Here is a 24,025-nt window from a genome sequence, read left to right on the forward strand (position 1 = left end):
CGGCCGGATTTTCTGGGATGCTCAGGTTCCATGACCTACTGCCTGCCGTTGCCGTCCCGCGCGTCATGAGTGGCCCTCAGCAGTTCGATCTCGCCCGGCTGCCCGCCGAATTCGGCAGACTGGTCGACGCGCTGGCGCCGGGCGAAGAACTGGTCCTGACCCGGGCCGGGGAGCCGGTCGCGACGATTTCCGGCCGCGCGGCCGAACCGCCGCCGGTCGAGGACTGCGCTGAACTGACCGTGGTCGCCGCCGCGATGAAGCTGTCCGCTTCGGCCCGGCAGTCGCTGGCCGCCGAGCTGGGCCCGGACTATCTGGTGCTGGACCTGCATTCCGCGCCCGCCACCGCCGACGTGGTGCTGGTGCCGCCGGTCAGCCCGCAGCTGATCGGCAGCCTGCGCGGGAAATTCCCGAAGGCCCGTGTGGTGATCGCCGAAATCGAGGACGCTGAGCTGGGCGTCAGCTACGAAGGCCCCGTCCGCCGTCTGCTCGACGCCGGCGCGGAGACCTACCTGACCCCGGCGACCGTGCCGCATCTCGCGCGGCAGCTGGACTACGCCGTCACGCGGCTTCAGCTCGGCGGCGGATCCGCCGCGCGGCCCGAGATCAGCCCAGCACCTCCACCCCCAGCGCCTTGACCTGCTCGACGATCGCGTTGTCGGCGTCGGTGACCAGCCCGCTGATTTTCGCCCACGGCAGCACCCGAAACCGCGATGCCGCACCGATTTTCTCCGACGAGGCAAGGATGTAGGTCTCCGCCGCGCGCCCGGCGAGAGCCCGCTTCATCGCGGCTTCCTCCGCGTCGGCCGTCGTCAGTCCCGCTTCGGGATGCACGCCGGTGACGCCCAGCAGGCACAGATCCGCCGATACGTTCTGCGCGGCTTCGACCGCCGCCGCCCCGCACGTCACCGCCGAGTGCTTGAAAACCCGCCCGCCAAGCAGGAAAAGCTCCGCGCGCGGGTGGTCGAGCAATGCCGCCGCGACCGTCGGGCTGTGCGTGATCACTGTGCAGTCGAGGTCCGGCGGAAGTGCCCGCGCGACCGCGAGCGCGGTCGTTCCGCCGTCGAGGAGCACCGCCCCGCCAGGCCGCACCAGCCCGGCCGCCACCGCCGCGACCCGCCGCTTGCCGTCCGGTGCCACGGTCTGCCGGGTCGCGTAGTCCGCGACCGCCGGGGACACCGGCAGCGCGCCGCCGTAGACCCGCTGGCACAACCCCTCGGCCGCGAGATCACGCAGGTCGCGCCGCACGCTGTCCTCGGAAATCCCCAGCTCGGCGGCCACGTCCTTGGCGACGATCTTGCCCTCGCGGGCGAGCAGGCCGAGCAGGTGCTCGCGGCGTTCGGCAGCCAGCATTCGCGTTCTCTCCTGTTCTTGCACGATCTTGCCGAGTATCGTAGCGCGGCATGACACCGATCTCGCCGGACGGCGGCCGCGTGACCGGCGGCCGCCCCGGCATCGAACTGCCCGACCACCGCGGCCGCACCGGCCTGAACCGGGCCGGGCGCGACCTGGACCGCAACCCCGGCGTCGTGGTCCGGGACGTCGAACTGACCTCCCAGGGCTGGCATGTCCTGCGGCGCACCACGTTCGACTACCGCCGCCGCGACGGACGCTGGGAAACCCAGCAGCGCGAGACGTACGACCGCGGCAACGGCGCGGTGCTCCTCCCGTACGACCTGAACCGCGGCCAGGTGCTGCTCACCCGGCAATTCCGCTACCCGGCCTACGTCAACGACCATCCGGACGGGATGCTGGTCGAAGCCGCCGCCGGACTCCTCGACGGCGACGACCCGCTCGCCGCCGTCCGCCGGGAAGCGGCCGAGGAACTGGGCGTCGCGCTCGGCCTGGTCGACCACGTCCTGGACGCGTATCTCAGCCCGGGATCGGTCACCGAACGGCTGCATTTCTTCGCCGCGCCCTACACTCCCGCCGACCGCACCGGCCGGGGCGGCGGACTCGCCGAAGAAGGCGAGGACATCGAAGTGCTGGAGATCCCGTTCGCGGAAACCCTCGCGATGATCCGCGACGGCCGGATCGTGGACGGCAAGACGATCCTGCTGCTGCACTGGGCGGCGCTGGAAGGACCGTTCGGCCCGGCGGGCTGAGACGGCCGCCGGTTAAGCTGGCGGCCGGGTCGAATGACCGCTGGCCAGGCACGCGAGTCCGCGGCGCCGGCCACGCTGCACGAAACGAGTAGGGAAATGACGACAACCGGCAATGTGATCAGCTTCGACGAGTCCAAGGGCTACGGTTTCGTGGCCCCGGACTCGGGCGGCGAAGACGTCTTCATCCATGTCAACGACCTCCAGTTCGACAAGCACCTGATGGAGGTCGGCAAGCGGGTGGAATTCGTCATCGACGACGGCGCCCGCGGACCGAAGGCGTCGAGGGTGACCCTGGCGGGCCCGGCCGCCCGAGGGGCGAAGCGCCCGCACGAGGACGAGCTCGAGGAGACCGAATACCTGCAGGACGTGACCGAAGCCCTCATCACCGGCTGCCCGTCGCTGACCGGCGAACAGATCCTGGCGGTCCGCAAGCAGATGGTGCAGCTCGCGATGGAGTACGGCTGGATCGAATCCTGACCGGACCGGGACGATTTCCGGTGGCTGGCGCGGATCCGGGCGGGCGCTGAGTTTCGCCCGGCCGGGCGGCCGGTCTCGTGGCCAGGGAACACCCGGCGGCGCATCGAGCCGCTCCGCTCGCCGGCCCTGCGCGGAACCGCGGCGCTGTCACATCCCGGCGCCCGCCGGTGTCTTGGAGGGCATGTCTGAGACCTCCACCATCACAGTCCTCGGCGGCGGTTACGCCGGAACCCTCGCCGCGAACCGGCTGCGCAAGCATCCCGGCGCCAAGATCACGCTGGTCAACCCGCGTCCGGAGTTCGTAGAGCGGATCCGCCTGCACCAGCTCGTCGCGCACACCGGTGACGCGACCATCGAGTACCAGACGCTCCTGGGCGACGGCATCGAACTCGTCGTCGACCAGGCCGTCCGGATCGACGCCGCCGCCCGGACCGTGCAGCTGGCGTCCGGCCGCGCCCTGGAGTACGACTACCTCGTGTACGCAGTGGGAAGCACCGGCGCGAAGCCGGCTGTTCCGGGCGGTGCCGAGTTCGCGTTCTCCATCGCGGACCTGGAATCCGCGCACCGTCTGCGGTCCACTTTGGACGACCTGCCGCGGCTCGCACCGGTCACCGTCGTCGGCGGCGGGCTGACCGGCATCGAAACGGCCGCCGAGCTTGCCGAACAGGGCCGCGCCGTGACGCTCGTGTGCGGTGGCGCCCTCGCCCCGACGTTGAGCGCCCCCGCCCGCCGGAATATCGCGAACTGGCTGGAAAAGCATGGCGTCGACGTGCTCGCCACCGCCCGGGTGACCGAGGTTCGGCCGGACGAGGTCGCCCTGGACGACGGCACGGCAAGGCCGAGTGCGGTGACCGTGTGGACCGCCGGCTTCGGCGTGCCCGGACTGGCCGCCGCCAGCGGCCTGAGCACCGACGACCTCGGCCGCCTGATCACCGACGAAACCCTCACCAGCGTGGACGACGACCGCATCGTCGCGGCGGGCGACGCGTGCGCGGTCACCGGTCATCCGGCGCGGATGAGCACCTACGCCGCGAGCCCGCTCGGCGCGCATGCCGCCGATACCGTCGTGCACCGCCTCGAAGGCACCGCGCCGGAGCCATTCGCGCTGGCGTTCTCCGGGTCGTGCGTCAGCCTCGGCCGCCGCGCCGGGGTCCGGCAGGTCGCGCGCCGGGACGATACCGCGGTGAACGTCTACGTCAGCGGACGGTTAGGCGCCGCGATCAAGGAACTGGCCTGTCGGTTCGTGGTGGGACAGCGGATCCGGCTCGAAGCCCGCAAGCCCGGCGCGATGAACTGGCCGAAGAGCGGCCTGCGCGTCGCCGAACCGGCCGCGTCCCGATGACGACCGACGAGCACGCCGAACGATTCACGCTGCTGCGGCCGCTGCTCTTCACGATCGCGTACGAGATCCTCGGCTCGGCCACCGAATCCGACGATGTGCTGCAGGACAGCTACCTGCGCTGGGCGAGCGTGGACCTCGCGCGGGTGCGCGACACCAAGTCCTACCTCGCCCGGCTGGTGACCCGGCACGCGCTCAACACGCTGCGGGCGCGCGGCCGGCGCCGAGAGGACTACGTCGGGCCGTGGCTGCCGGAGCCGCTGTTGCTGGACGACCACGACGCGTCCGCGGACCTGGTGCTCGCGGAATCGGTGTCGATGGCGATGCTCGTGCTGCTCGAAACACTCAGCCCCGACGAACGCGCGGTGTTCGTGCTGCGCGAGGTGTTCGGCTTCAATCACCACGAGATCGCCGCCGCGGTAGGGAAAACCGAGTCGGCGGTGCGGCAGGTCGCGCACCGCGCCCGGTCGCACGTGCGGGCGCGACGCAAACGGTTCGAGCCCGCTGACGCGGAGACGACCGAGCGGATCACCGAGCAGTTCCTGACCGCGGCCGCCACCGGCGACCTGGACGGGCTCCTCGCGCTGCTCTCCCCCGACGTCGTCTGGACCGCCGACAGCGGCGGCAAGGCGACCGCGGCGCGCCGGCCGATCGTCGGCGCGGAGCGGGTCTCGCGGGTCATGGTGGAACTGTTCCACCGCCAACCGCCGAACGTGCGGATCGAGACCGCGAATTGCAACAGCGCGCCCGCACTGCTCGCCTATCGCGACGAACGGCTGGAGGGCGTGTTCCTCATCGAGTTCGCGGACGGGCGGATCACCGGCTTGTACGCCGTGCGCAACCCGGACAAGCTCGTCTCGCTCGCTGTCCCGCGCCAGGTCAGCCGAAACTGAAGGGACGCGGGCCGTTGATGTCACGACGCCCGCCGACGTGTCGTGAAGGGAACATCGAGGGACTCTGATTCCCTCAATGTTCCCTTCACGACACCGGAGACATCCCGACGCGGCCCGCGTCAGCCGACCGGCGCCGAAACCCGCTCCCGGGCCTTCGGCCGGACCGTGAAGCCACTCGGCTTGAGGGTCAGGGATTCGGCGATCTTCAGCCGGTAACCCGGATCCGCTTCGAAGTCGTAGCGCTGCAGCATCATTCCCAGTGCCAGCACCGCCTCGTGCAACGCGAACTGCCGGCCGATGCAGGCCCGCTCGCCGGTGCCGAACGGCTTGTACGCCTGCGCGGGGCGCTTGCGCACCTCGGCCGGTTCGAAGCGGTCCGGGTCGAACTTCTCCGGATCCGCCCACACCTCGGGGTCCCGGTGCAGCAGCGGCAGCGGCACGACGATCCAGTCGCCCTTGCGCATCTGGTACTTCCCGCCCAGCAGCACGTCCTCGCGGGCGACCCGGGCGTACCCGGGCGCGGTCGGCCACAGCCGCATCGCCTCGTCCAGCACCCGGCGGACGTAGCGCAGCTTCGCGACGTCGCCGAACTCCGGCTCGCGCTCGCCCCACACCGTGTCGACCTCGGCGCGCGCCTTCGCCAGCAGGTCCGGGTTCTGCGTCAAGTAGTACAGCGCGAACGACAGCGCGCCGGAGGTCGTCTCGTGACCGGCGATGACGAAGGTGATGGCCTGGTTGCGGATGTTCACCGGGTCCAGCTGTTCGCCGGTCTCCGGATGACCCTCGGACAGCATCAGGCCGAGCAGGTCGCGGACCTCGCCGCCGTCGCGCCGGCGCGCCTCGATGACCTCGTCCACCAGGTTCGTCATGTACTCGATGTCGCGTTCGTTCTGCGCCGGGGTGCCGGCGAAAGAGCGCTGTACCAACGGGATCTTGACGTTCTGCAGCTGCGCGAACTTCAGCGCCCGGATCATCGCGGTGACGAACGGGTGCGGTTCGGCGCGCTCGAACGACCCGAACCGGTAGCCGAACCCGGCACGGCCGATCGTCTCCAGCGTCAGCCGCGTCATGTCGGCGGACACGTCGACCGGCCCGGTCGCGCGGTCCCAGGCCGCGGTCAGCTCGTGCGCGACCTCCAGCATCACCGGGTGGTAGCGGCGCATCGCCTCGGCGGAGAAGGCCGGCTGCAGGATGTCGTGCGCCAGCCGCCAGTTCGGCTCGTGCGTGTGCGCGGTGAACAGTCCGTCGCCGACCAGCGGGCGCAGGTTCTCGATGCCGAGGCCGACGTGCTTGCCGAACCGGGTCTCGTCGTGCAGCTCGGTGACCAGGTCGACGCCGCCGACGAACACGATCTCGAAGTCGAACATCTTGCGGGTGAAGATCGGCCCGACCCGCTGGCCGATGCGCAGGGTGTCCTGGACCGGGCTGCGCGGGTCGCTGCCGAGGATGTCGCCGATCACCGGCAGGCGGCCGGGACGGTGCGGGATGGCCGTGGTGTCCATGAAGACCCCCTTATTGAACACTCATCCAATAGGGCCACCTTCCCGCGCTACTGAACGCGTGTCAAGTAGGCTGCGGGCATGCGGACCCGGCTTTCGACCGAACAGCGGCGCGAGCAGTTGCTGGCGATCGGCGCCGGACTGTTCGCGGCCCGGCCGCACGACGAGGTGCGCATCGAGGAGGTCGCGGAGATCGCGCAGGTGTCCCGCGGGCTGCTGTACCACTACTTCCCGACGAAGAAAGAGTTCTTCGCGGAGATCCTCCGTACGCATCGGGACCGGCTGCTGGCGATGAGCGAGCCGGATCCGTCGCTTCCGGTCGCCGAGCAGCTGCGGCTCGGGCTGGACGTCTACCTCGAGTTCGCGCGGACGCATCCGGACGGGTACCGGATCGTGCACCGGAGCGCGGACGACGCGGATCGGGAGATCCGGGAGATCTGCGCGGAAGGGGTCTACGCGAACGCGGAGCGGATCCTGGCCGTGGTGGGCCGGGTCCGGGAAGTGACGCCGGTGACCCGGCTGGCGGTGCGGGGGTGGCTGGCCTTCGTGGCGGCGTTGATCCTGGACTGGCTCGACGAGCCGAAGATCTCTCAGGACGAGTTGCGGGATCTTTGCGTGCGAACACTGTTCGCCGCGGTCGACGTTGCCCCGTCCGCGGTCTCCGGCGAAGTCCGCGAAGGGCCCCATACCGGAATCTAAGTCTCGCAAGGGGCCCTTCACGGACGGCACCGGTGTCGCGCTCCGGGTACCGTGCCGGAAGGGACCTCGGGAGGACGTCGTGACCGACCACTGGCACCAGCCGCTGCGCCACATCCGCGGCGCCGACCTGACCGGCGACACCCAGCAGACTTCCGGGATGAACCGGCTCGAGGCGATCTCCGGCACAACGGTCGGCTCCAGCAAGGTGTGGATGGGCGAAACGCACGTCACTCCGCACACGAACTCCGGCGACCACCACCACGGCGAGGCGGAGACCGCGATCTACGTCAAGTCGGGCCATCCGGTGTTCGTCTTCGCCGAGGGCGACGAGGAGGTCCGGATCGAGGCCGGGCCGGGCGACTACATCTTCGTTCCGCCCTACGTCCCGCACCGGGAGGAGAACCCGACCGGCGAACCTGCGGTGGTGATCATCGCGCGCAGCAGCCAGGAGGGCATCGTGGTGAACCTGCCGAGCCTGTGGGCAGAGGTCGAAGTCCCGGAGAGCTGACCACGGCGACCGCGCGGCCGCCTGTGAGGGTGGTCACCGAAGGCACCGGGCATTCCTTCGGCCTGTCGGAAGAACCCGAGGAAGACCGTCGATCCCGAAGAGTTTTCCGGTTCGCCGGCCGTCCCGGCCAGGTCAACGTCCGATAACGATTCCGTGGAGATCTGTGCGTTCCGGGCGAGGATTTGCGGGTGCCCGCCCCTGCCGACCAGGTTCGCTTCGCCTTCGAGCCGCTGTACAGCCTTTACAGCGGCTCCGCGGTGGCCATCGAGGCAATCGGGCATCCCGCCGGCGGGTGGGTGCCGGACCTGCTCGAAGCAGGCGGCCAGGCGCGGCTCGCGGACACCGAACTGGACTTCGCGGCCCGGGCCGCGTTCGCCGCGCCCCCGCCGATGCCAGGTGTGTCGCTGCACTTCAACCTGACCGCGAGCACGGCCGGCGTGCCGGCGGAGCGGTTCATCCCGCTCCTGCAAGCGCTGGAACGCACGGGGCGCCGTCCCGCCGACGTCGTCTTGGAGGTCACCGCGCCGCTCGCGGTGCCGGAGCCGGACCGATTGCTCCAGGGCCTGAACCGGCTGCGCGACCTCGGCTTCCGGCTCGCGTTCGACCGGCTCGGCGCGGCCGGGCTGCCGATCAACCTGCTCGCCGAGGCGCCCATCGAAATGGTCAAGCTGGACCGCGCCACGCTGCGCCGGCTGCCGTCGAACGCCACGGCCGTCGCGCTGGTCGAGGCGCTGGTCCAGTTCGCCACCCAGACCGACCTCCGTCTGGTCGCGACCGGGATCGAGAACGACGCCGAACTGCAGGTCGCGCAGCGGGCCGGAATCCGGCTGGTGCAAGGGAATCTGTTCGCCACCGGCGCGCCCGCGCGGGTCACCCCCGACCGCGGCGACCAGCCGGGCACGACGGCCGTCTCCCCCGCCGCCGGGCTGCGCATCCCCGAGTTCCTCCGCCAGGCCAAGACCCTGCCCGACGACGCGACCTGCGACGACGTGCACGCGATCCTGTCCGCCGAGCACGCGCCGAAGGCCATCGTCGGGCTCGACCGGCAGGCACGTCCACAGTGGACGATCGATCGGATGCGCTTCCTGCTGGCCGTCACCGGGCGGTACGGGCACGCGCTGTACGCGGGCAAGCCCGCGGCGAAGCTGGCCGGGCCGCCGCGGCTGGTCGACATCGGCACCGGCACCCGCGAGCTGCTCGAAACGATCGCCGACGGCGGGGCCGAGAACAGCGGCGACGACCTGGTCGTCATCGATGCCTCCGGCCGTTACCAGGGCGTGGTGCGGCCCAACGAGGTGATGCGCCGGATGGCGGCGGTGAAGGTCGAGGCCGCGGTCGCGCTCAACCCGCTCACCCGGCTGCCCGGCAGCGACGCGATCGCACACGCCGTCAGCCGCCGCGCCGGAGCCGGCCGGCCGTTCGTCGTCGCCTGGCTGGACATCGACCACTTCAAACGGCTCAACGACACCGCCGGGTTCGCGGCGGGCGACGACCTGATCCGTGCTCTCGGCCGCGCACTGACCGACCACGCGAAACGCCTCCGCGACGCCACCGTCGGCCACGTCGGCGGCGACGATTTCCTGATCGTCTGCGGCGTCGAGGACATCACGACGCTCGCCGACGCGGTCCTCGGCCACGACTGGTCCGTCGACGGCCACCCAGTCACGCTCTCCCTAGCAAGCCTCGTGTGGACCGGCACGGCAGCGAGTTCGTACCGCGAAAGCGCGCGGCTGCTGGCGCCGTTGAAGAAGCAGGCCAAGGACATCGTCGGGACCAGCTGGATCAACAGCTGGCCGGGCGCGGGACGGGCGCAGGTGCTTCGCGGCGACGACCGGTCGCGCGCGCTGGCGTCCCACCGGTGATTCAGCCCGGCGGCAATTCCTCCGCGGACAGCAACCCGTGCACCCGCCCGACCCGTTCGCGCAGCTCCGGGTCCAGCTGATCGACCAGCACCGCGCAGCCGGCCAGCTCCGCACCCGCCTCGCTCACCAGCTCGCGCACCACCAGGGCCTGACTGCCGGTCTCGATCCAATCGTCCACCAGCAGCACCCAGTCGCCTGGCGCCAGCGCCGACCGCTGCACCCGCAGGACCTGGCGCAGGCCCCGGTAGTCCGGTGCGGTCTCCCGGGCCAGTTTCTCGCCGGGGAACAGCCCAGCCGCCTTGCGCACCGCGACGAACCCGACGCCCAGCTCCACCGCGACCGCCCCGCCCAGCAGGAACCCGCGGGACTCGATCCCGCACACCGCGGTCACCCCGGCGTCCCGGAACGGCTCGGCGAGCGCCCGGACCACCGCGGCCAGCGACTTCCCGTCCCGGAAGACCGACCACACGTCGGCATGGCCGTCGACCCACCGAAACCGGTCCAGCAGCGCGCTTGTCATCCGCCGATCCTGGCGCACCGGCCGTCCGGCGAGCGACCGATTACCGCGCGAGCCGCGCCTTCGCCGCCTCGGTCACCGGCGCGAACAGATTGACCAGATTGCCGTCCGGATCGCGGAACAGCAGCGACCGATTGCCCCACGGCATCGTGGTCGGGTGCTGCACCACCTCGTCGAGCAGCGGCCGCAACCGGTCGTGCTCCGCGTCCACGTCGGCGACCTGGAATTCCACGATGACCGTCCGGTTCGATTCCGGAACGGCCGCGCCCGGACCGAACAGCGTCATCGTCTCCGCGCTGCCGATCGCCAGCGTCGCCGATCCGGCCGGACCGGCGAACTCGGCGAACTGAGGCGCGGGCCGGCGCGCGGCCAGGCCGGTCACCCGCTCGTAGAACGCGACCAGCCGGTCGACGTCCGCGGTGATGATCCGAAGGGAAGCCAGGTGCACGGGAAGGTCCTTTCACTCGTTGACAAGCACCCACGCTAGGAGCAATACCGGGCAGGTTCCGCCCGGTATTCTGAACTCATGACCCGTCCGATCGCCCGCGTGCTCGCCCTGCTGGAAATCCTGCAGCGCGGCGGCACGCGGACGGTCGCCGACCTGGCCGAGCGGCTTGGCGTGGACGAGCGCACCGTCCGCCGATACGCGGAGCACTTGCTGGACCTCGACATCCCGGTCCGCTCGGTCCGCGGCCGCTACGGCGGCTACCGGCTGGCCCCCGGGTACCGGATGCCGCCGTTGATGCTGACCGACGAGGAAGCGCTCGCGGTCCTGCTCGGCCTGGTCGCCGGCCGGCGCGCGGGCCTGGTCACCACGTCGGTCGCCGCCGCGGAAAGCGCGGTCGCGAAGGTGCGCCGCGTACTTCCCGAGGCGCTCGGCCGCCGGCTGGACGCGTTGCTGGAGGTCGCCGACTTCACCTCGCCGGCGCGCGCACCTTTGACGGCGGAGGCCGAAGTGCTTCTCGCGGTCGCCGAAGCGGCGCGAGACCGCAGACCGGTCAAGCTCGCCTACACCGCCGCGCACGGACGGCGCAGCGAGCGGGTCGTCGAACCGTACGGCGTCGTGGCGCATTCCGGCCGCTGGTACCTGACCGGCTTCGACACGGCCGCCGGACAGGTGCGCACGTTCCGCGTCGATCGCGTCGCCAGCGCTGTTCCACAGGAAGGAACCTTCGCCGCGCCAACGGGTTTCGATCCGGCGGAGCGAGTCTTGGCCAGCATCGCCGAAGCACCGCACCGGCACGTCGTGTCCGTCCGGATCGAAGCGACAGCGGACGAAATCCGCGCGGTCTTCCCGCCGTCCATCGCCGTCCTGGAGCACGACGATCCCTGGGTGCGCGCCCGGATCCAGGCCGAACGGCTCGACTGGATCCCGGCCCGGCTGGCCGCACTCGACCGGCCCTTCGTCATCGAACAGCCCGCCGAACTCCGCGCCCTGACCCGCGCGATGGCCGGACGGCTTTCCGGCTACGCCTCGTCCGGCCCGAGCGCGACGTCCAGCAACTCCCCCAGCTGATTGAGCTGAGCCGCGGAAAGCGCGCTGAACGACGACTTCACCACCGCGTCCACCCGCTCCTGCCCGGCCGCGCGCAGTTGCGCGCCCTTCTCGGTCAGCCGGTGCCGCACCGCTCGCCCTGGGCCGGGGACGCGTTCGATCAGGCCGCGTTCGGCCATCCGGACCGCGAGGGTGCCGAACGACTGGTCGGTCTGGAAGGTCAGCACGGCGAGGTCGTGCAGCGACGCGTCCGGATGGTTGTGCAAGTGGCGCAACGTGTCCCACTGCACGAGCGAAAGCCCTAGCGGCGCCAGCTCCTGGCTCAGCGCGCGATGGTGGCGGTGCTGCAGGCGTTTGACGGCCAGTGCGACGTCGGCGTGGCGGTACCTCATGCGCGAGCAGCCTACCTGTCGCGAACCCAGGTTGCTTAACTAAGGATATTTATCTAAGGTTCCTGATATGACGACTTCGAAGATCCTCCAGTTCCCCGCCGCCGGCCCCGTCGAGATCGCCGTCCAGGACGACGACCGCACCCGGACTTTCCTGCTGCTGCACGGCGGCGGCGGGATCGCGACCATGACCGGCTTCGCCGCCCTGCTGGCCGGGCGCACGCATTCCCGGGTGCTGCTGCCCACCCACCCCGGCTTCGGCGGCACCCCGAAAGCCGCCGGACTCACCGACACCGTGGCGTTGGCCGAGGCGTACGTCGCGATGCTCGACCACCTGGACGTCTCGAACGTGACAGTGGTCGGCAACTCCTTCGGCGGCTGGCTGGCCGCCGAGATCGCACTGCTGAACAGCCCTCGGGTCAGCAGCGCGGTGATCGTGGACGGGGTCGGCATCGAGGTGCCCGGCCATCCGATGGCCGACGTCCGCGGCAAATCGATCGCCGAGATCCAGCAGTTCTCCTACCACGATCCGGCGAAGGCCCCGCAGGCCGGAGGCGGCCCCGGCCCGAGCCCGGACGTGCTGGCCCTGATCGGCTACGCGGGCCCGGCGATGACCGACCCGACACTGGCCGAGCGACTGGGCAAAATGGACATTCCGGTGCACGTGCTGTGGGGCGAAAGCGACCGCATCGCCGACCCGGGATATGGCGCGGCGTACGCGGCCGCGATCCCCGGCGCGACCTTCGCCGTGCTGCCCCGGACCGGCCACCTGCCCCAGCTGGAGACCCCGGAGGAGCTGCTGGCCGCACTGCTCGCGCTCCCCGGCGCGTGATCACCGCACCACAGGGAAGCGAGCCGCTAACACCAGATGACGAATAAAAAATAGCAACAACTCTTGCTGATATCTTAACTCAGACCTACTGTGATCCCAGTCGCTCGCTGAACGAAGGAGATCGCAGTGCCCCGCAGTCACGATCCTCGACCGGCCGGCTGGCGGGTCGGCGCCGACATTGGCGGCACGTTCACCGATGTCATCGCGCTGGGCCCGGCCGGAGAAGTCGTCCCGATGAAGGTGCCGTCGACGCCGCCCGACTACGGCGCGGGCGTGGTCGCGGCCACCACCGCGGTGCTCGCCGCCGCGGAGGCGAGGCCGGAGTCCGTGGTCGCGATGCTGCACGGCACGACGGTGGCCACCAACGCGATCCTGTCGATGAGCGGTGTCCGCACCGCGGTGGTCACCACCCGGGGCTTCCGGGACGTGCTGGAAATCGGCCGGCTGCGCCGCCCGGCGCTGTACGACCTGTCCTGGGCGAAGCCGGAACCGCTGGCCCGCCGGAGGAACCGCTACGAACTCGACCAGCGGATCACGGCCGACGGGCAGCTCGCCCCGGCCGCCGACGCGGCGGAAGTCCGCACCTTGGCCGCGCGGCTGCGCTCGGACGGCATCGAGGCAGTGGCGGTGTGCCTGCTCAATTCGTACCTCCGCCCGGACGAGGAACGGCGGGTCGCCGACTTGCTTCGTGCCGAACTGCCCGAGGTCTACGTCACCGCGTCGGTCGACGTTTCCCCGCAACCGCACGAATTCGAACGAACCAGCACGGCGACGGTCAACGCCTACGTCGGCCCCGCTGTGCACGGGTACCTCACCCGGCTGGAAGCGGGGCTGCGCGCCGAGAACGTGCGCGCACCGCTGATGGTCATGCAATCCAGCGGCGGTTTGCTCGACGCCGCTTCGGTCGCACAACGTCCGGTGCAGATCATCGAGTCCGGTCCCGCCGCGGGCGTCGCCGCGGCGCAGAAGCTCGCGCAGCTGGTCGGGCTGTCCACAGTTGTCGCTTTCGACATGGGCGGGACCACCGCGAAGGCGTCCTTGATCGAGCACGGCGAACCTTTCGTTTCGGCGGACTACGAGGTCGGCGGCGGAATGAACGTGGCGCGCGGACTCAGCTCCGGTGCCGGCTACCCGGTGCGCGCCCCGTCGATCGACATCGCCGAGGTGGGTTCCGGCGGCGGCAGCATCATCTCGGTCGACGCCGCCGGCGCGCTCCACGTCGGGCCCGCGAGCGCCGGGTCGCGGCCCGGCCCCGCGTGTTACGGGCAGGGCGGCGTACTGCCGACACTGACCGACGCCAACGTGACGCTCGGCTACCTGAGCCCCGAGTCACTCGCTGGCGGCCGCGTCGCGATCCACCCGGACCTCGCCGAGAAGGCACTGTCCACAGTGGCCGAAAAGATCGGCGACGACGTGCCGGGAGCCGCGCGCGGCGCGTATCAGGTCGCCGTGTCGAGCATGACCACCGCGGTCAAAGCGGTCACCAGCGAACGCGGCAGAGACCCGCGCGAAGCGACCATGGTCGCGTTCGGCGGCGCGGGCCCGCTTTACGCGGCCGCGCTGGCGCGAGAACTCGGCATCGACACCGTGCTCGTGCCGGTGCACCCGGGCCTCTTCAGCAGCATCGGGCTCCTCGTGGCCGACACCGAACGGCATGAGCTGACTCCGTATCGATCCGAGTTCGCCGACGTGCGCGCGCTCGCCGACGAGTTCGCACGCCTGTCCGCGAAGGTGCGCGAGGAACTCGGCGAAGCGGCCACGGTGGACCGGTTGCTGGACATGCGTTACCGCGGCCAGCGCTTCGAACTTCGGATCCGGGTCCCGGACGGCGACCTCACCGAGGAGCTGCTCGCCGAGACGCGCGGCCGGTTCCACGCCGAGCACAAGCGGACCTACGGCCGGGCCGGGACCGACGAACTGGTCGAGCCGGTCAACCTCCGGGTACGCGGCAAGCTGCCGACTCCAGTGTCCATTTCGGACGTTCTGGACCTTCGCACGGCGGACGCGGGCCTGCCTTCGGCTCGCGAATGCCGTTTCGAAGAAACAGTTTCCGCGCCGGTCATCGCCCGGTCCGCACTCAGCGCCCAGCCGGCCGACGGGCCGATGGTGATCGAGGACATGGACGCCACCACCCTTGTCCCGCCCGGCGCGCGGGCGCACCGCGACCGGTTCAACAACATCGTGATCACCTGGAGTGCCGCATGATCCGCGACGCCGTGACGTTCGAGGTCTTTCGCAACGCCGTCACCGGGCTCGCCGACGAAATGGCGATCACCATCCTGCGCACCGCGCACTCTCAGCTCGTCGCGTCCAGCATGGACTTCTCCGCCGCGCTCTGCGACGCCCGCGGCCGGGTGATCGCGCAGGCCAACACACTGCCGGTACACCTCGGGTCCATTCCGGACGCGATGGAAGCGGTCTTCGCCGAGTTCGGCGACAGCATCCGGCCGGGCGATCTGTTCCTGCTCAACGACCCGTCGCTGGGCGGCATGCACCTGCCGGACATCTTCGCGATCGCCCCGGTGTTCGCCGGGGAAACGCTGCTGGGCTTCGCGGTGACCGTGGTGAACCACACCGACGTGGGGGGCTGGGCGGCCGGGTCGATGGCAGTGCAGTCGACCAGTATCTTCGCCGAAGGAATTCAGATCCCGCCGTGCCGGTTGATCGACGCGGGCACCACCAACGAAACTTTCCTGCGGGTGCTGCTGCGCAACGTTCGCGAGCCCGAATTGCTGCGCGGCGACCTGGAATCCCAGCTTGCCGCCTGCCACACCGGAGCCGAGGGGCTGCGCGCGCTCGCCGCCCGGCACGGCGTGGAAGGGCTGGCCGGGCTGGTCGACGAACTGCTCGACTACTCCGAAACCCTGCTGCGCGCCGCACTCGCCGAAGCAGTGCCCGGCACCTACGAGTTCACCGACCACATCGACGACGACGGCCTCGGCTCCGGCCCCATCCCGATCCAGGTCAAGGCCACGCTGTCGGCAGCCGGGATCGAACTCAACTTCACCGGTTCCTCGCCCCAGGTCGGCTCCGCTCTCAACGCGACCTCGTCGTTCACCCGCTCCGCCGCTTACGCCGCGCTGCAGGGCGTGCTCTCGTCGGACATCCCGGCGAACAGCGGCTTCTACCGGCCGTTCAGCTTCGTCATCCCGGACGCCTCGATCCTCAACGGTCAGCGGCCGGCCGCCCGGGGCGCACGCGGGCTGGTCGGCTTCCGGATCATCGACGCGGTGCTCGGCGCGCTCGCGCCGGTGTTCCCCGGCCGGGTGCCAGCGGCGGGAGAAGGCGGGCCGGACGGGATCGCGATCGGCCTGGCCGGTCCGGACGGCGCGTCGACGGTGCTGTGGGATCCGCTGGCCGGAGCGTGGGGCGCCCGACCGGACCAGGACGGGGTCGACGGGATCAGCTCCCTCGGCGCGAACCTCACCAACACACCGGTCGAGGAGTTGGAGCGTTCCGGGCACGTGCGCATCGACGGCTACGGCTACCTGCCCGACAGCGGCGGGGCCGGCCGGTGGCGGGGCGGACTCGCGACCTTCCGCGACATGACCCTGCTAGCCGCCGAGGCCAGCGTGCAGATCCGATCCGACCGGCGGAAGTTCCTGCCCTACGGGCTGTCCGGCGGCGCACCGGGGACCCCGTCGCTCAACGTGCTCGAACCGGGCGGGCCGGACGAGCGAGTGCTGGAGTCGAAACCGCACTTCACGATGACCGCCGGGTCCCGGCACCGGCACGTGACCGCAGGCGGGGGCGGCCACGGACACCCGTTCGACCGCGAGCCGGAACGGGTTCTCGAAGACGTCCTGGACGGCAAGGTCACCCGTGAAGGGGCCGAACGGGATTACGGCGTCGTCATCGACGCCGGGGGGATCGACCATGCCGCCACCGCCGCTGCCCGCGGCGTGGCGCGCTGAACGCAGGCACCGCCCTCCCAGTTCCCTGACAGATCGGACTTCGCCATGAGTTCCCGTGTCGCCGCCATCGCCGGCACTGTCTCGCCGCACACCTGGCGGAAAGCAGGAATCCGGATCATCCCGCTCGTCGGCCTCGCATACGTGGCCAGCTACATCGACCGCGCCAACGTCGGCTATCTCGCCGCGCCTATGTCGCGCGACCTGCACCTCAGCACCGGCCAGATCGGGCTCGCCGCCGGGCTGTTCTTCATCGGCTACATCCTCGTCGAGGTGCCGAGCAACCTGATGCTTCGCCGGTTCGGCGCGCGGAAGTGGATCGCGCGCATCATGATCACCTGGGGTCTTGTCACTGCCGCCACCGCACTGGTGAACTCCGCCGCGGCGCTGTACCTCGCGCGACTGCTGCTCGGATTCGCCGAGGCCGGACTGGCCGCCGGCATTCTGCTCTACCTGACACTGTGGTTCCCCCGCCGCCAGCGAGCCTGGGCACTGTCGGCGTTCTTCCTGATGACCCCGGTGTCCTCGATGATCGGTTCGCCGCTGGCCGCCGCGCTGCTCGAGTGGGGCCGGCAACTGTTCGGCATCGCCGGCTGGCGGGCGCTCTTCCTCGTGGAGGGCGGGCTGACGGTCCTGGTCAGCGTCCTGATCTTCGCCTTCCTTCCGGACCGGCCGGGCACCGCGCGCTGGCTCGACGACGAGGAGAGGGCCGCGATCGAGGCCACGCTGGCCGCGGAAGCCGAAGAACACCGGGCACACGGGGCGCTCTCCGGGCTCCGCGAGGCGCTGACCAGCCGACGGGTCTGGATCATGGCCGTGACGTGGTTCGCGATCGCGTTCGGGCTTTACCCGCTGCAGTTCTTCCTGCCGACCATGCTCCGCTCGATCACGCACAACATCGGCGGCGCCGGAGATGTCAGCAGCGTCCTGCTGTCCGCGATCCCGTACGCGGTGGCATTGCTCGCACTGCTGCTGTGGGCGCGTTTCGCAGCCCGGCGTTCGGCAGTCACCGCCACTGCCATCCCCATGGCCGTCGGCATCGTCGGCCTGCTGCTGGCGACGCTCACCAGCAGCGGCCCGCTGTTCGTCGTCGCCGTTTGCCTGAGCGTCGCCGGGATCCTCACCGCGATGCCGCAGTTCTGGCGGATCCCGGCGATCGGGCTGACCGGTGCCGCGGCCGCCTCCGGCATCGCGCTGATCAACTCGGTCAGCAATCTGAGCGGATTCATCGGCCCGTACTTCACCGGCGCGATCGCATCCGCTACCGGCAGCTTCACCTACGCGTTGCTGGCGATCGCGGTCGTCATGACAGCCGGAATGACCGCACTGCTCACCACCGGGCGGCGCATGGAACGACTGGACGGAACCCTCGGATGAACACCACCGCCCTGATCGTCGGCGACGTCCAGCGGGGCATCACGAACGGCTACCCGTTCGCCCGCCAGGTCGTTCCGCCGCTCACGGATCTGCTGCCGCGGACCCGCGAAACTGGCGCACTCGTCGTGCTGGTGCACTTCGCTTTGCGGGACAACGGAGCTGACCTTCCCGCGGACGATCCGCTGTACCGCTCGTTCTTCGACGCCGGAGACGCTTTTCACGAAGGAGCCGAAGGAACCGAACTCGCCTTGCCCACTGCCGAAAGCGATGTCGTCGTGGTCAAACGCCGCGCCAGCGCCTTCGCCGGCACGGACCTCGACCTCGTGCTGCGGTCCCGCGGCATCCGCTCGCTCGCGGTCGCCGGAGTCGCGACGAGCGCGATGGTCACCGCGACCTGCTACGACGCCGCGGATCGCGGCTACCAGGTGACGGTCCTGCGCGACGGATGCGCCGACGCGAGCGCCGAGGTCAACGATTTCTTGCTGGAGAAGGTCTTCCCCAGCCGAGGGTTCGAGATCGTGTCCTGCGCCGACTGGGCAGGAGGCACTGCGTGAACGCGGCATTGCTGGACCGCCTTAGCGCCGAACTCGACAGCCGCCGTCCCCGGCACGACCTCGTGGTCACCGGGGCGCAGGGGCCAACGCTGGAAGTGGACGGCGAAGCACTAGTGAACTTCGCATCCAACGACTATCTCGGGCTCGCCGCGGACCCCGAGGTCCTGGACGCGGCCCGGAAGGCGATGGATGACCAGGGGCTCGGCGTAGCGGCCGGTCGGGTGCTCTGCGGTACCCGCAGCGTCCACCACGAACTGGAATCCGCTATCGCCGACCTGACCGGCGCTGAGGACGCGGTGCTGTACGGCTCGTGCTTCGACGCGAACCTCGGGGTGTTCGCCGCGCTGCTCGGGCCGGACGACGTGATCTTCAGCGACGCGCTCAACCATGCCAGCCTGATCGACGGCATCCGGTTGTCGCCGTCCCGGCGCCAGGTCTTCGCGCACTCCGATCTCAACCAGCTCGAGCGATATCTCACCGAGAGCGAGGGCGCACGCCACCGATTGATCGTCACTGACGGCGTGTTCAGCATGGACGGCGATCTCGCGCCGCTGCCCCGGCTGGCCGAGCTGGCTCGGCGGCACGACGCGGTGCTGATGGTCGACGACTCGCACGCCACCGGAGTGCTGGCCGGGGGCACCGCGGGGCATCTCGGTCTGGACACCGGGGTCGACATCCTGACCGGGACGCTCGGCAAGGCGCTGGGCGGCGCAGCCGGGGGTTTCGTCGCCGGGTCGCGCGCGATCACGGAAACCCTGCGGCTGGTTTCGCGTCCGTACCTGTTCACGAATGCGATGGCGCCACCGCTGGCAGCGGCGGCGCTGACCGCGATCCGGATCGCCGCCCGCCGCCCAGAGCTGCGGGACCGGCTGGCGGCCAACACTGCCCGCCTTCGCGGCGCCCTGACCGGACTCGGTTACGAGGTGCTGCCGGGCGAACATCCGATCATCCCGGTGATGCTGCGCGGCGGAACGCTGGCAGCCGACACCGCGGCCGAGTTGCGCCGCGAAGGCGTTCTCGTCTTCGCGCTCTCGCACCCGATCGTCCCGGCTGGTGAGGAGCGCATCCGAGTCCAGGTTTCGGCTTCGCACCGGCCAGAGCAGCTCGACCGCGCGGAGGCGGCCTTCGCTCGAGTGCGCGCGAAGGCGGGAGCGGCATGAGCGTCACAGCAGGTCTCCGCGCACCGACGAGCGCCGACAGCACGGAGCTGGCCGGCCGGGTCGCGGTCGTGACCGGCGGCGCAAGCGGCATGGGCCTGGCGGCAGTGCACGCACTCGCCGCCCGCGGCGCGACAGTCGCGGTGTTCGATCTGGCGGCACCGGACGCCGAGGAGATCGCGACCGCGCTTGTGGTTCCGGCGGAACGGATCCGGTCGATCGCGGTGGACGTCACCGACGGCGGGCGGGTAGGCCGCGCTTTCGACGCGGTGCTGGCCGAGCGGGCCCGGCTCGACATCCTGGTCAACGCCGCCGGGATCGCTCCGCCGACCGCTTTCGAGGACATCACCGAAACCGAATGGCATCGCGTGCTCGCGGTGAGCGTGCATGGAACTTTCCTGTGCTGCCAGCGCGCCTTGCCCGCGATGCGGGTGGGCGGATGGGGCCGGATCGTCAATTTTTCTTCCACCGCAGGCAAAACGATCAGCACCGCAGGCGGGGCGCACTACACGACCGCCAAACACGGCGTCCTCGGCCTCACCCGGCATCTCGCGAAGGCCTACGGACCCGGCGGAATCACCGTGAACGCCGTCTGCCCGGGCCTGATCGACACGCCGATGGCCCGCGGCCTGCTGCCGCCGCCGGTGCTCGAAGAGGCCGTCCGGTCGTTCCCGGTGCCGCGTGTCGGGCTGCCGTGGGAGGTGGCCGAACTCGTCGCGTTCCTCGCGTCCGACCGGGCCGCCTACATCACCGGCGCCGCCGTCGACATCAACGGCGGCGACCTCATCGTCTGACCGAATTGCTCCGTTCCCGTCCCGAAAAGAAGGCGAGTTCTTCCGTGCACCCGATCATCCGACACCGCATCGGCGGCCGCCCCGCCGCCGGGCAGTCGACCCGGACCGCACCAGTCTGGGATCCCGCGACCGGCGAACGCCGGGCCGACGTGCTGCTGGCCGAGCCCGCCGACGTCGATGCCGCGGTGCGAGCCGCCCGCGGCGCGCTGGCGGACTGGGCCGACACTTCGGTCATGCGCCGCGCGCGATTGCTGTTCGCGTTCCGCGGCCTGGTCGAAAAGCACCTCGACGAGCTGGCCCGGCTCGTGTCCGCTGAGCACGGCAAGGTCCTCGAGGACGCCAAGGGCGAGCTGGTCCGCGGCCTGGAAGTGGTCGATTTCGCCTGCGGCATACCGCAGCTGCTCAAGGGCGACTACTCAGACCAGGTGTCGACCGGGGTCGACCTCTTTTCGTTCCGGCAGCCGCTCGGCGTGTGCGCGGGCATCACGCCGTTCAACTTCCCCGCGATGGTCCCGATGTGGATGCACCCGATCGCCATCGCGACCGGCAACACGTTCGTGCTCAAACCGTCCGAACGGGACCCGTCGGCCTCGGATTTCGTCGCCGAGCTCTACACCGAGGCCGGCCTGCCCGACGGCGTGTTCAACGTCGTGCACGGCGACAAGGCCGCGGTGGACGCCCTGCTGGACCATCCGGACGTCGCGGCGGTGTCGTTCGTCGGTTCGACGCCGGTCGCGCGGTACGTACACGAACGCGCGACCGCGAACGGCAAGCGCGTGCAAGCGCTTGGCGGCGCCAAAAACCACGCTGTCGTGCTGCCCGACGCCGACCTCGAAAACGCCGCCGAGCATCTGGTTTCGGCCGCCTACGGTTCCGCGGGCCAGCGTTGCATGGCGATCTCGGTCGCGGTCGCCGTCGGCGAAGCGGCCGACCCGCTCGTCAAGCTGCTCCGGGACAGGGCGCGAGCGGTGAAGGTCGGGCCGGGGCTGGCGGCGGGATCCGAGATGGGGCCGCTGGTGTCCCCGGAAGCGCTTTCCCGCGTCCGCGGCTACCTCGAGGCAGGCGTCGCGGCGGGCGCGGAACTTGTAGTCGACGGCCGTGATATCTCAGTGGAGGGCGACGGCTTCTTCCTCGGGCCGACGCTGTTCGACCAGGTGACACCGGAAATGGACGTGTACCGCGACGAGATCTTCGGCCCGGTGCTAGTCGTGGTGCGCGTCGATTCGCTGGCCGAGGCGATCGATCTGGTCAACGCGAACAGCTTCGCCAACGGCGCCGCCGTCTTCACCGGCAGCGGGAGGGCGGCGCGGTTGTTCCAGCGGTCGGTGCAGGCCGGGATGATCGGCGTGAACGTCCCGGTCCCGGTGCCGATGGCGTTCCACTCGTTCGGCGGCTGGAAGCAGTCGCTGTTCGGCTCGCACCACATGCACGGGCCGGAAGGCGTGGCCTTCTACACGCGGGCGAAAGCCGTGACGAGCCGATGGCCGGAGGCGGCGGGCGAGGCGAGTTTCCATTTCCCGACCGCGGTCTGAGTCCGGTCCGGTCCGGGGAGGCCCGCACTCCCCGGACCGGACCGGCTAGCGCAGGGGCATTTCGATATTGGCCCGGCTGACCGACGCGCTTTTCGTCAAGACCTCGAGCACGTCGTGGCGCACTCGCTCGCACCTCGCCTTCATAGCGTTGCGCGCCAAGTCCGCGTCGCGCTCGCACAGCCGCCGCAAGACAAGGTCCAGTTCGCCCGGCGGGCTAGCGACATCCGGAGCGATCAGCAGCACCATGCGCAGCACCCGCTCCAATTCGTCGATTACGTCGACGAGCGCCTTGGTGAGCCGACTGTTGCCGCTGAAGTGCGCCATGATGCCTTCGAACTCGATGCCGACCGGCAGCCAGTCGTCGAGGCCGGTTTCGCCCGGCACGTAGGCGAACGACATTTCCGACAGCTCTTCGAGCCGTTTGAGCGCCGCCGCCGGGATGCCGTTGCGCGCCGCCGCCGCGGCCGCCTCGCCGGACAGCAACGACCGCAGACCGCACAGCTCGTCGGTGTCCTGCAACGTGATCGGGCTGACCACATATCCCGCGCGCGGGAGCGCGGTGACCAGTCCGTCGCGCCGCAGCCGCGCCAGCGCCTCTCGCACCGGCGTCTTGCTGATCTGCCATTGCTGCGCGAGCGACGTCTCGGTGAAACTGCTGCCGGGCGGCAGCGTCAGATCGATGATCTGCCGCCGGATCGCGCGGTATGCCTGACTCGTCCGGTCCAAGCCGGATTCGTCCTGGCCGACCAGCAGCAGCGCGGGGATGTTCGAGGATCCGGGAAGCAAGTCGTGAATATCGGGCACTCCGTCAGAATACCAGCTTTTGCCGGTTGATATGGCAGCGAAACAATCCAGTCTTCACTATAAGATACTTACTCTTGTTGTTGATATCTTAACGTGGCATGCTGCTACCCATGTCGCACTCCGCAACCAGTCCCTCCGCCCTCCACGACGTCCCCGCACTCGGCGCGATGACCGCCCGCGACCGCGCTCGCCGAACCGGCGGCCGGATTCTCCCGCTCATGGGCGCCCCGGTCCTCCCGATGCCCGAGCACGTGCGGGAGGCGGTCCGGCAGGCGATGGACCAACCGGACCCGCGCGACAGCCGCGGCCTTCCCGAGCTCCGTGCCGCGATCGCGGCCGAGCTCAGTCCCGGCGTCGATCCCGAACGCCGCCTGCTGGTCACCAACGGAGCGATGCACGGTCTTTCGCTCGCCCTGCGCACCTTGCTCGCACCTGGAGACGAGGTGATCGTGCCGACCCCGGCGTACTTCTTCGACGGCGCCATCCGCGAGTCCGGCGCGACGCCGAAGTACGTCCCGTCCCACAGCGGATGGACGTTCGATCTCGACGGCATGGCGGCCGCGGTGACCTCCCGCAGCCGTGCCGTGCTGCTCTGCAATCCGGTCAATCCGACTGGATACCTGCCCGACGCCGAGACCGTCGCCGCGGTAGTCGGTCTCGCCGCCCGGCACGGGCTGTTCGTCGTTTCCGACGATTCATGGCAGCATTTCGTTTTCGACGGCCGCCGGCACCATCCGGTGGAAGCGCTCGCGGAAACCTGGCCGCACCTGATCACCGTCACCAGCCTCAGCAAGTACTACGCACTCGCGACCTGGCGGCTGGGCTACGTGCTCGCGCCGCCCGCGGTCGTAGACGCGATGGAACGCCGCTTGCAGTGGGAAGCAGTGTGCTGCGGCGCGATTCCGCAGCATGCTGCCGCGGCCGCGCTCACCGGTCCGCGCGAGTGGCTCGACCGCGCTTTGTCGACCTACCAGCGAAAGCGCGATCTAGTCTGCGCCGGGGTCGAGGCCAGCGGGCTCCCCGCCCCGGTGCGCCCCGGCGGCGGCGCGTTCCTACTCGCCGACTGCGCCCGCCTCGGCGACACCCCGGACGCCATCGACCGGGCATTGCTGCGCAACGGGATCGCGACCATCCGCGGAACCGACCTGCACGCCCCGGAAAGCCATGTCCGAATCACCTTCGGCGCAGCCGAACCGGTGCTGGAGGAGCTGGTCGGCGCGCTCAGCCAGGCATGCCGGGAGTCCTAGCGGTACCGGTTTCGCGGCGTCGCCGAAGTCCGCTACT

Annotated in this window: 24 protein-coding genes; 18 read left to right on the plus strand and 6 right to left on the minus strand. The window is 70.3% G+C overall.

The genetic code is table 11. The features are described 5' to 3' along the window. Positions 1 to 65 precede the first annotated feature (65 nt). The gene (locus AMYBE_RS0122030; protein ID WP_020661555.1) at positions 66 to 635 is read left to right on the plus strand and encodes a type II toxin-antitoxin system Phd/YefM family antitoxin; all 570 of its coding nucleotides are present in this window, start codon (positions 66 to 68) and stop codon (positions 633 to 635) included. On the opposite strand, the gene AMYBE_RS0122035 is transcribed toward AMYBE_RS0122030, so the two are convergent. Then, positions 604 to 1,350, minus strand: a complete 747-nt coding sequence (locus AMYBE_RS0122035; RefSeq protein ID WP_020661556.1) for a DeoR/GlpR family DNA-binding transcription regulator — start codon at positions 1,348 to 1,350, stop codon at positions 604 to 606. The two genes, AMYBE_RS0122030 and AMYBE_RS0122035, sit on opposite strands and share 32 nt — an antisense overlap. Before the next feature lie 50 nt (positions 1,351 to 1,400). Here AMYBE_RS0122035 and AMYBE_RS0122040 point away from each other — a divergent pair, with 50 nt between their 5' ends. The 4 genes from AMYBE_RS0122040 (at position 1,401) to AMYBE_RS0122055 (ending at position 4,811) form a co-directional block, all read left to right on the plus strand. Then, the gene (locus tag AMYBE_RS0122040) at positions 1,401 to 2,102 is read left to right on the plus strand and encodes an NUDIX domain-containing protein (protein WP_020661557.1); all 702 of its coding nucleotides are present in this window, start codon (positions 1,401 to 1,403) and stop codon (positions 2,100 to 2,102) included. A 96-nt stretch (positions 2,103 to 2,198) separates the two neighbouring features. After that, a complete protein-coding gene (locus tag AMYBE_RS0122045) occupies positions 2,199 to 2,579 on the plus strand; it encodes a cold-shock protein (protein WP_020661558.1) in 381 nt (126 codons plus the stop codon). Positions 2,580 to 2,760: 181 nt separating this feature from the next. Beyond that, the gene (locus AMYBE_RS0122050) at positions 2,761 to 3,921 is read left to right on the plus strand and encodes an NAD(P)/FAD-dependent oxidoreductase (RefSeq protein ID WP_020661559.1); all 1,161 of its coding nucleotides are present in this window, start codon (positions 2,761 to 2,763) and stop codon (positions 3,919 to 3,921) included. Next, the gene (locus AMYBE_RS0122055) at positions 3,918 to 4,811 is read left to right on the plus strand and encodes an RNA polymerase sigma-70 factor (protein WP_020661560.1); all 894 of its coding nucleotides are present in this window, start codon (positions 3,918 to 3,920) and stop codon (positions 4,809 to 4,811) included. The genes AMYBE_RS0122050 and AMYBE_RS0122055 overlap by 4 nt, the downstream gene beginning before the upstream one ends. A 119-nt stretch (positions 4,812 to 4,930) precedes the next feature. Here AMYBE_RS0122055 and AMYBE_RS0122060 read toward each other — a convergent pair whose 3' ends face one another. Beyond that, a complete protein-coding gene (locus tag AMYBE_RS0122060) occupies positions 4,931 to 6,313 on the minus strand; it encodes a cytochrome P450 (protein WP_020661561.1) in 1,383 nt (460 codons plus the stop codon). A 78-nt stretch (positions 6,314 to 6,391) separates the two neighbouring features. On the opposite strand from AMYBE_RS0122060, the gene AMYBE_RS0122065 reads away from it, so the two are divergent. From AMYBE_RS0122065 to AMYBE_RS0122075, 3 genes are all read left to right on the plus strand, one after another. Then, positions 6,392 to 7,009, plus strand: a complete 618-nt coding sequence (locus AMYBE_RS0122065) for a TetR/AcrR family transcriptional regulator (protein ID WP_020661562.1) — start codon at positions 6,392 to 6,394, stop codon at positions 7,007 to 7,009. 79 nt (positions 7,010 to 7,088) lie between these two features. Further along, the gene (locus AMYBE_RS0122070) at positions 7,089 to 7,517 is read left to right on the plus strand and encodes a cupin domain-containing protein (RefSeq protein ID WP_020661563.1); all 429 of its coding nucleotides are present in this window, start codon (positions 7,089 to 7,091) and stop codon (positions 7,515 to 7,517) included. A gap of 188 nt (positions 7,518 to 7,705) precedes the next feature. After that, entirely contained in the window at positions 7,706 to 9,379 is a 1,674-nt protein-coding gene (locus AMYBE_RS0122075) for an EAL domain-containing protein (RefSeq protein ID WP_020661564.1), read from the plus strand. Position 9,380: 1 nt separating this feature from the next. On the opposite strand, the gene AMYBE_RS0122080 is transcribed toward AMYBE_RS0122075, so the two are convergent. Then, the gene (locus AMYBE_RS0122080; RefSeq protein WP_020661565.1) at positions 9,381 to 9,899 is read right to left on the minus strand and encodes a phosphoribosyltransferase family protein; all 519 of its coding nucleotides are present in this window, start codon (positions 9,897 to 9,899) and stop codon (positions 9,381 to 9,383) included. A 40-nt stretch (positions 9,900 to 9,939) separates the two neighbouring features. Continuing rightward, a complete protein-coding gene (locus AMYBE_RS0122085) occupies positions 9,940 to 10,344 on the minus strand; it encodes a VOC family protein (protein WP_020661566.1) in 405 nt (134 codons plus the stop codon). Between the two features lie 78 nt (positions 10,345 to 10,422). On the opposite strand from AMYBE_RS0122085, the gene AMYBE_RS0122090 reads away from it, so the two are divergent. Then, positions 10,423 to 11,412 carry a helix-turn-helix transcriptional regulator gene (locus AMYBE_RS0122090; RefSeq protein ID WP_020661567.1) on the plus strand — a complete coding sequence of 330 codons (990 nt, stop codon included), beginning with the start codon at positions 10,423 to 10,425 and terminating at the stop codon, positions 11,410 to 11,412. Here AMYBE_RS0122090 and AMYBE_RS0122095 read toward each other — a convergent pair. Then, positions 11,364 to 11,783 carry a MarR family winged helix-turn-helix transcriptional regulator gene (locus AMYBE_RS0122095; RefSeq protein ID WP_020661568.1) on the minus strand — a complete coding sequence of 140 codons (420 nt, stop codon included), beginning with the start codon at positions 11,781 to 11,783 and terminating at the stop codon, positions 11,364 to 11,366. The two genes, AMYBE_RS0122090 and AMYBE_RS0122095, sit on opposite strands and share 49 nt — an antisense overlap. Positions 11,784 to 11,850: 67 nt before the next feature. On the opposite strand from AMYBE_RS0122095, the gene AMYBE_RS42135 reads away from it, so the two are divergent. The 8 genes from AMYBE_RS42135 to AMYBE_RS0122135 all read left to right on the plus strand — a co-directional run bounded on the left by AMYBE_RS42135 (position 11,851) and on the right by AMYBE_RS0122135 (position 21,937). Beyond that, on the plus strand, positions 11,851 to 12,612 hold the full coding sequence (locus tag AMYBE_RS42135) for an alpha/beta fold hydrolase (RefSeq protein ID WP_020661569.1): 762 nt from the start codon (positions 11,851 to 11,853) through the stop codon (positions 12,610 to 12,612). A 126-nt stretch (positions 12,613 to 12,738) separates the two neighbouring features. Next, positions 12,739 to 14,817, plus strand: a complete 2,079-nt coding sequence (locus tag AMYBE_RS0122105) for a hydantoinase/oxoprolinase family protein (RefSeq protein WP_020661570.1) — start codon at positions 12,739 to 12,741, stop codon at positions 14,815 to 14,817. Continuing rightward, the gene (locus tag AMYBE_RS0122110) at positions 14,814 to 16,526 is read left to right on the plus strand and encodes a hydantoinase B/oxoprolinase family protein (RefSeq protein WP_020661571.1); all 1,713 of its coding nucleotides are present in this window, start codon (positions 14,814 to 14,816) and stop codon (positions 16,524 to 16,526) included. The genes AMYBE_RS0122105 and AMYBE_RS0122110 overlap by 4 nt, the downstream gene beginning before the upstream one ends. Positions 16,527 to 16,571: 45 nt before the next feature. Then, positions 16,572 to 17,900, plus strand: a complete 1,329-nt coding sequence (locus AMYBE_RS0122115; RefSeq protein ID WP_020661572.1) for an MFS transporter — start codon at positions 16,572 to 16,574, stop codon at positions 17,898 to 17,900. After that, positions 17,897 to 18,454 carry a cysteine hydrolase family protein gene (locus AMYBE_RS0122120; RefSeq protein WP_020661573.1) on the plus strand — a complete coding sequence of 186 codons (558 nt, stop codon included), beginning with the start codon at positions 17,897 to 17,899 and terminating at the stop codon, positions 18,452 to 18,454. The genes AMYBE_RS0122115 and AMYBE_RS0122120 overlap by 4 nt, the downstream gene beginning before the upstream one ends. Then, a complete protein-coding gene (locus AMYBE_RS0122125; protein ID WP_020661574.1) occupies positions 18,451 to 19,614 on the plus strand; it encodes an aminotransferase class I/II-fold pyridoxal phosphate-dependent enzyme in 1,164 nt (387 codons plus the stop codon). Before AMYBE_RS0122120 ends, AMYBE_RS0122125 begins: the two co-directional genes overlap by 4 nt. Beyond that, positions 19,611 to 20,405: an SDR family NAD(P)-dependent oxidoreductase gene (locus AMYBE_RS0122130; protein WP_020661575.1), complete on the plus strand. Its 795-nt coding sequence runs from the start codon at positions 19,611 to 19,613 to the stop codon at positions 20,403 to 20,405. The genes AMYBE_RS0122125 and AMYBE_RS0122130 overlap by 4 nt, the downstream gene beginning before the upstream one ends. A 44-nt stretch (positions 20,406 to 20,449) precedes the next feature. Next, entirely contained in the window at positions 20,450 to 21,937 is a 1,488-nt protein-coding gene (locus AMYBE_RS0122135; protein WP_020661576.1) for a CoA-acylating methylmalonate-semialdehyde dehydrogenase, read from the plus strand. Positions 21,938 to 21,982: 45 nt separating this feature from the next. On the opposite strand, the gene AMYBE_RS0122140 is transcribed toward AMYBE_RS0122135, so the two are convergent. Next, entirely contained in the window at positions 21,983 to 22,741 is a 759-nt protein-coding gene (locus tag AMYBE_RS0122140; protein WP_034287176.1) for a GntR family transcriptional regulator, read from the minus strand. A gap of 110 nt (positions 22,742 to 22,851) precedes the next feature. Between AMYBE_RS0122140 and AMYBE_RS0122145 the strand changes: the two genes are divergently transcribed. Further along, on the plus strand, positions 22,852 to 23,988 hold the full coding sequence (locus AMYBE_RS0122145) for a pyridoxal phosphate-dependent aminotransferase (RefSeq protein ID WP_154676273.1): 1,137 nt from the start codon (positions 22,852 to 22,854) through the stop codon (positions 23,986 to 23,988). Positions 23,989 to 24,025: the final 37 nt, after the last annotated feature.

The organism is Amycolatopsis benzoatilytica AK 16/65, from assembly GCF_000383915.1.
GTDB lineage: Bacteria > Actinomycetota > Actinomycetes > Mycobacteriales > Pseudonocardiaceae > Amycolatopsis > Amycolatopsis benzoatilytica.

What these genes read in the sequence shown, in the direction of transcription:
- AMYBE_RS0122030 (WP_020661555.1), top strand. Translation starts at nt 66, where the DNA reads ATGAGTGGCCCTCAGCAGTTCGATCTCGCCCGGCTGCCCGCCGAATTC.
- AMYBE_RS0122035 (WP_020661556.1), bottom strand. Translation starts at nt 1,350, where the DNA reads ATGCTGGCTGCCGAACGCCGCGAGCACCTGCTCGGCCTGCTCGCCCGC.
- AMYBE_RS0122040 (WP_020661557.1), top strand. Translation starts at nt 1,401, where the DNA reads ATGACACCGATCTCGCCGGACGGCGGCCGCGTGACCGGCGGCCGCCCC.
- AMYBE_RS0122045 (WP_020661558.1), top strand. Translation starts at nt 2,199, where the DNA reads ATGACGACAACCGGCAATGTGATCAGCTTCGACGAGTCCAAGGGCTAC.
- AMYBE_RS0122050 (WP_020661559.1), top strand. Translation starts at nt 2,761, where the DNA reads ATGTCTGAGACCTCCACCATCACAGTCCTCGGCGGCGGTTACGCCGGA.
- AMYBE_RS0122055 (WP_020661560.1), top strand. Translation starts at nt 3,918, where the DNA reads ATGACGACCGACGAGCACGCCGAACGATTCACGCTGCTGCGGCCGCTG.
- AMYBE_RS0122060 (WP_020661561.1), bottom strand. Translation starts at nt 6,313, where the DNA reads ATGGACACCACGGCCATCCCGCACCGTCCCGGCCGCCTGCCGGTGATC.
- AMYBE_RS0122065 (WP_020661562.1), top strand. Translation starts at nt 6,392, where the DNA reads ATGCGGACCCGGCTTTCGACCGAACAGCGGCGCGAGCAGTTGCTGGCG.
- AMYBE_RS0122080 (WP_020661565.1), bottom strand. Translation starts at nt 9,899, where the DNA reads ATGACAAGCGCGCTGCTGGACCGGTTTCGGTGGGTCGACGGCCATGCC.
- AMYBE_RS0122090 (WP_020661567.1), top strand. Translation starts at nt 10,423, where the DNA reads ATGACCCGTCCGATCGCCCGCGTGCTCGCCCTGCTGGAAATCCTGCAG.
- AMYBE_RS0122095 (WP_020661568.1), bottom strand. Translation starts at nt 11,783, where the DNA reads ATGAGGTACCGCCACGCCGACGTCGCACTGGCCGTCAAACGCCTGCAG.
- AMYBE_RS42135 (WP_020661569.1), top strand. Translation starts at nt 11,851, where the DNA reads ATGACGACTTCGAAGATCCTCCAGTTCCCCGCCGCCGGCCCCGTCGAG.
- AMYBE_RS0122110 (WP_020661571.1), top strand. Translation starts at nt 14,814, where the DNA reads ATGATCCGCGACGCCGTGACGTTCGAGGTCTTTCGCAACGCCGTCACC.
- AMYBE_RS0122115 (WP_020661572.1), top strand. Translation starts at nt 16,572, where the DNA reads ATGAGTTCCCGTGTCGCCGCCATCGCCGGCACTGTCTCGCCGCACACC.
- AMYBE_RS0122120 (WP_020661573.1), top strand. Translation starts at nt 17,897, where the DNA reads ATGAACACCACCGCCCTGATCGTCGGCGACGTCCAGCGGGGCATCACG.
- AMYBE_RS0122130 (WP_020661575.1), top strand. Translation starts at nt 19,611, where the DNA reads ATGAGCGTCACAGCAGGTCTCCGCGCACCGACGAGCGCCGACAGCACG.
- AMYBE_RS0122145 (WP_154676273.1), top strand. Translation starts at nt 22,852, where the DNA reads ATGTCGCACTCCGCAACCAGTCCCTCCGCCCTCCACGACGTCCCCGCA.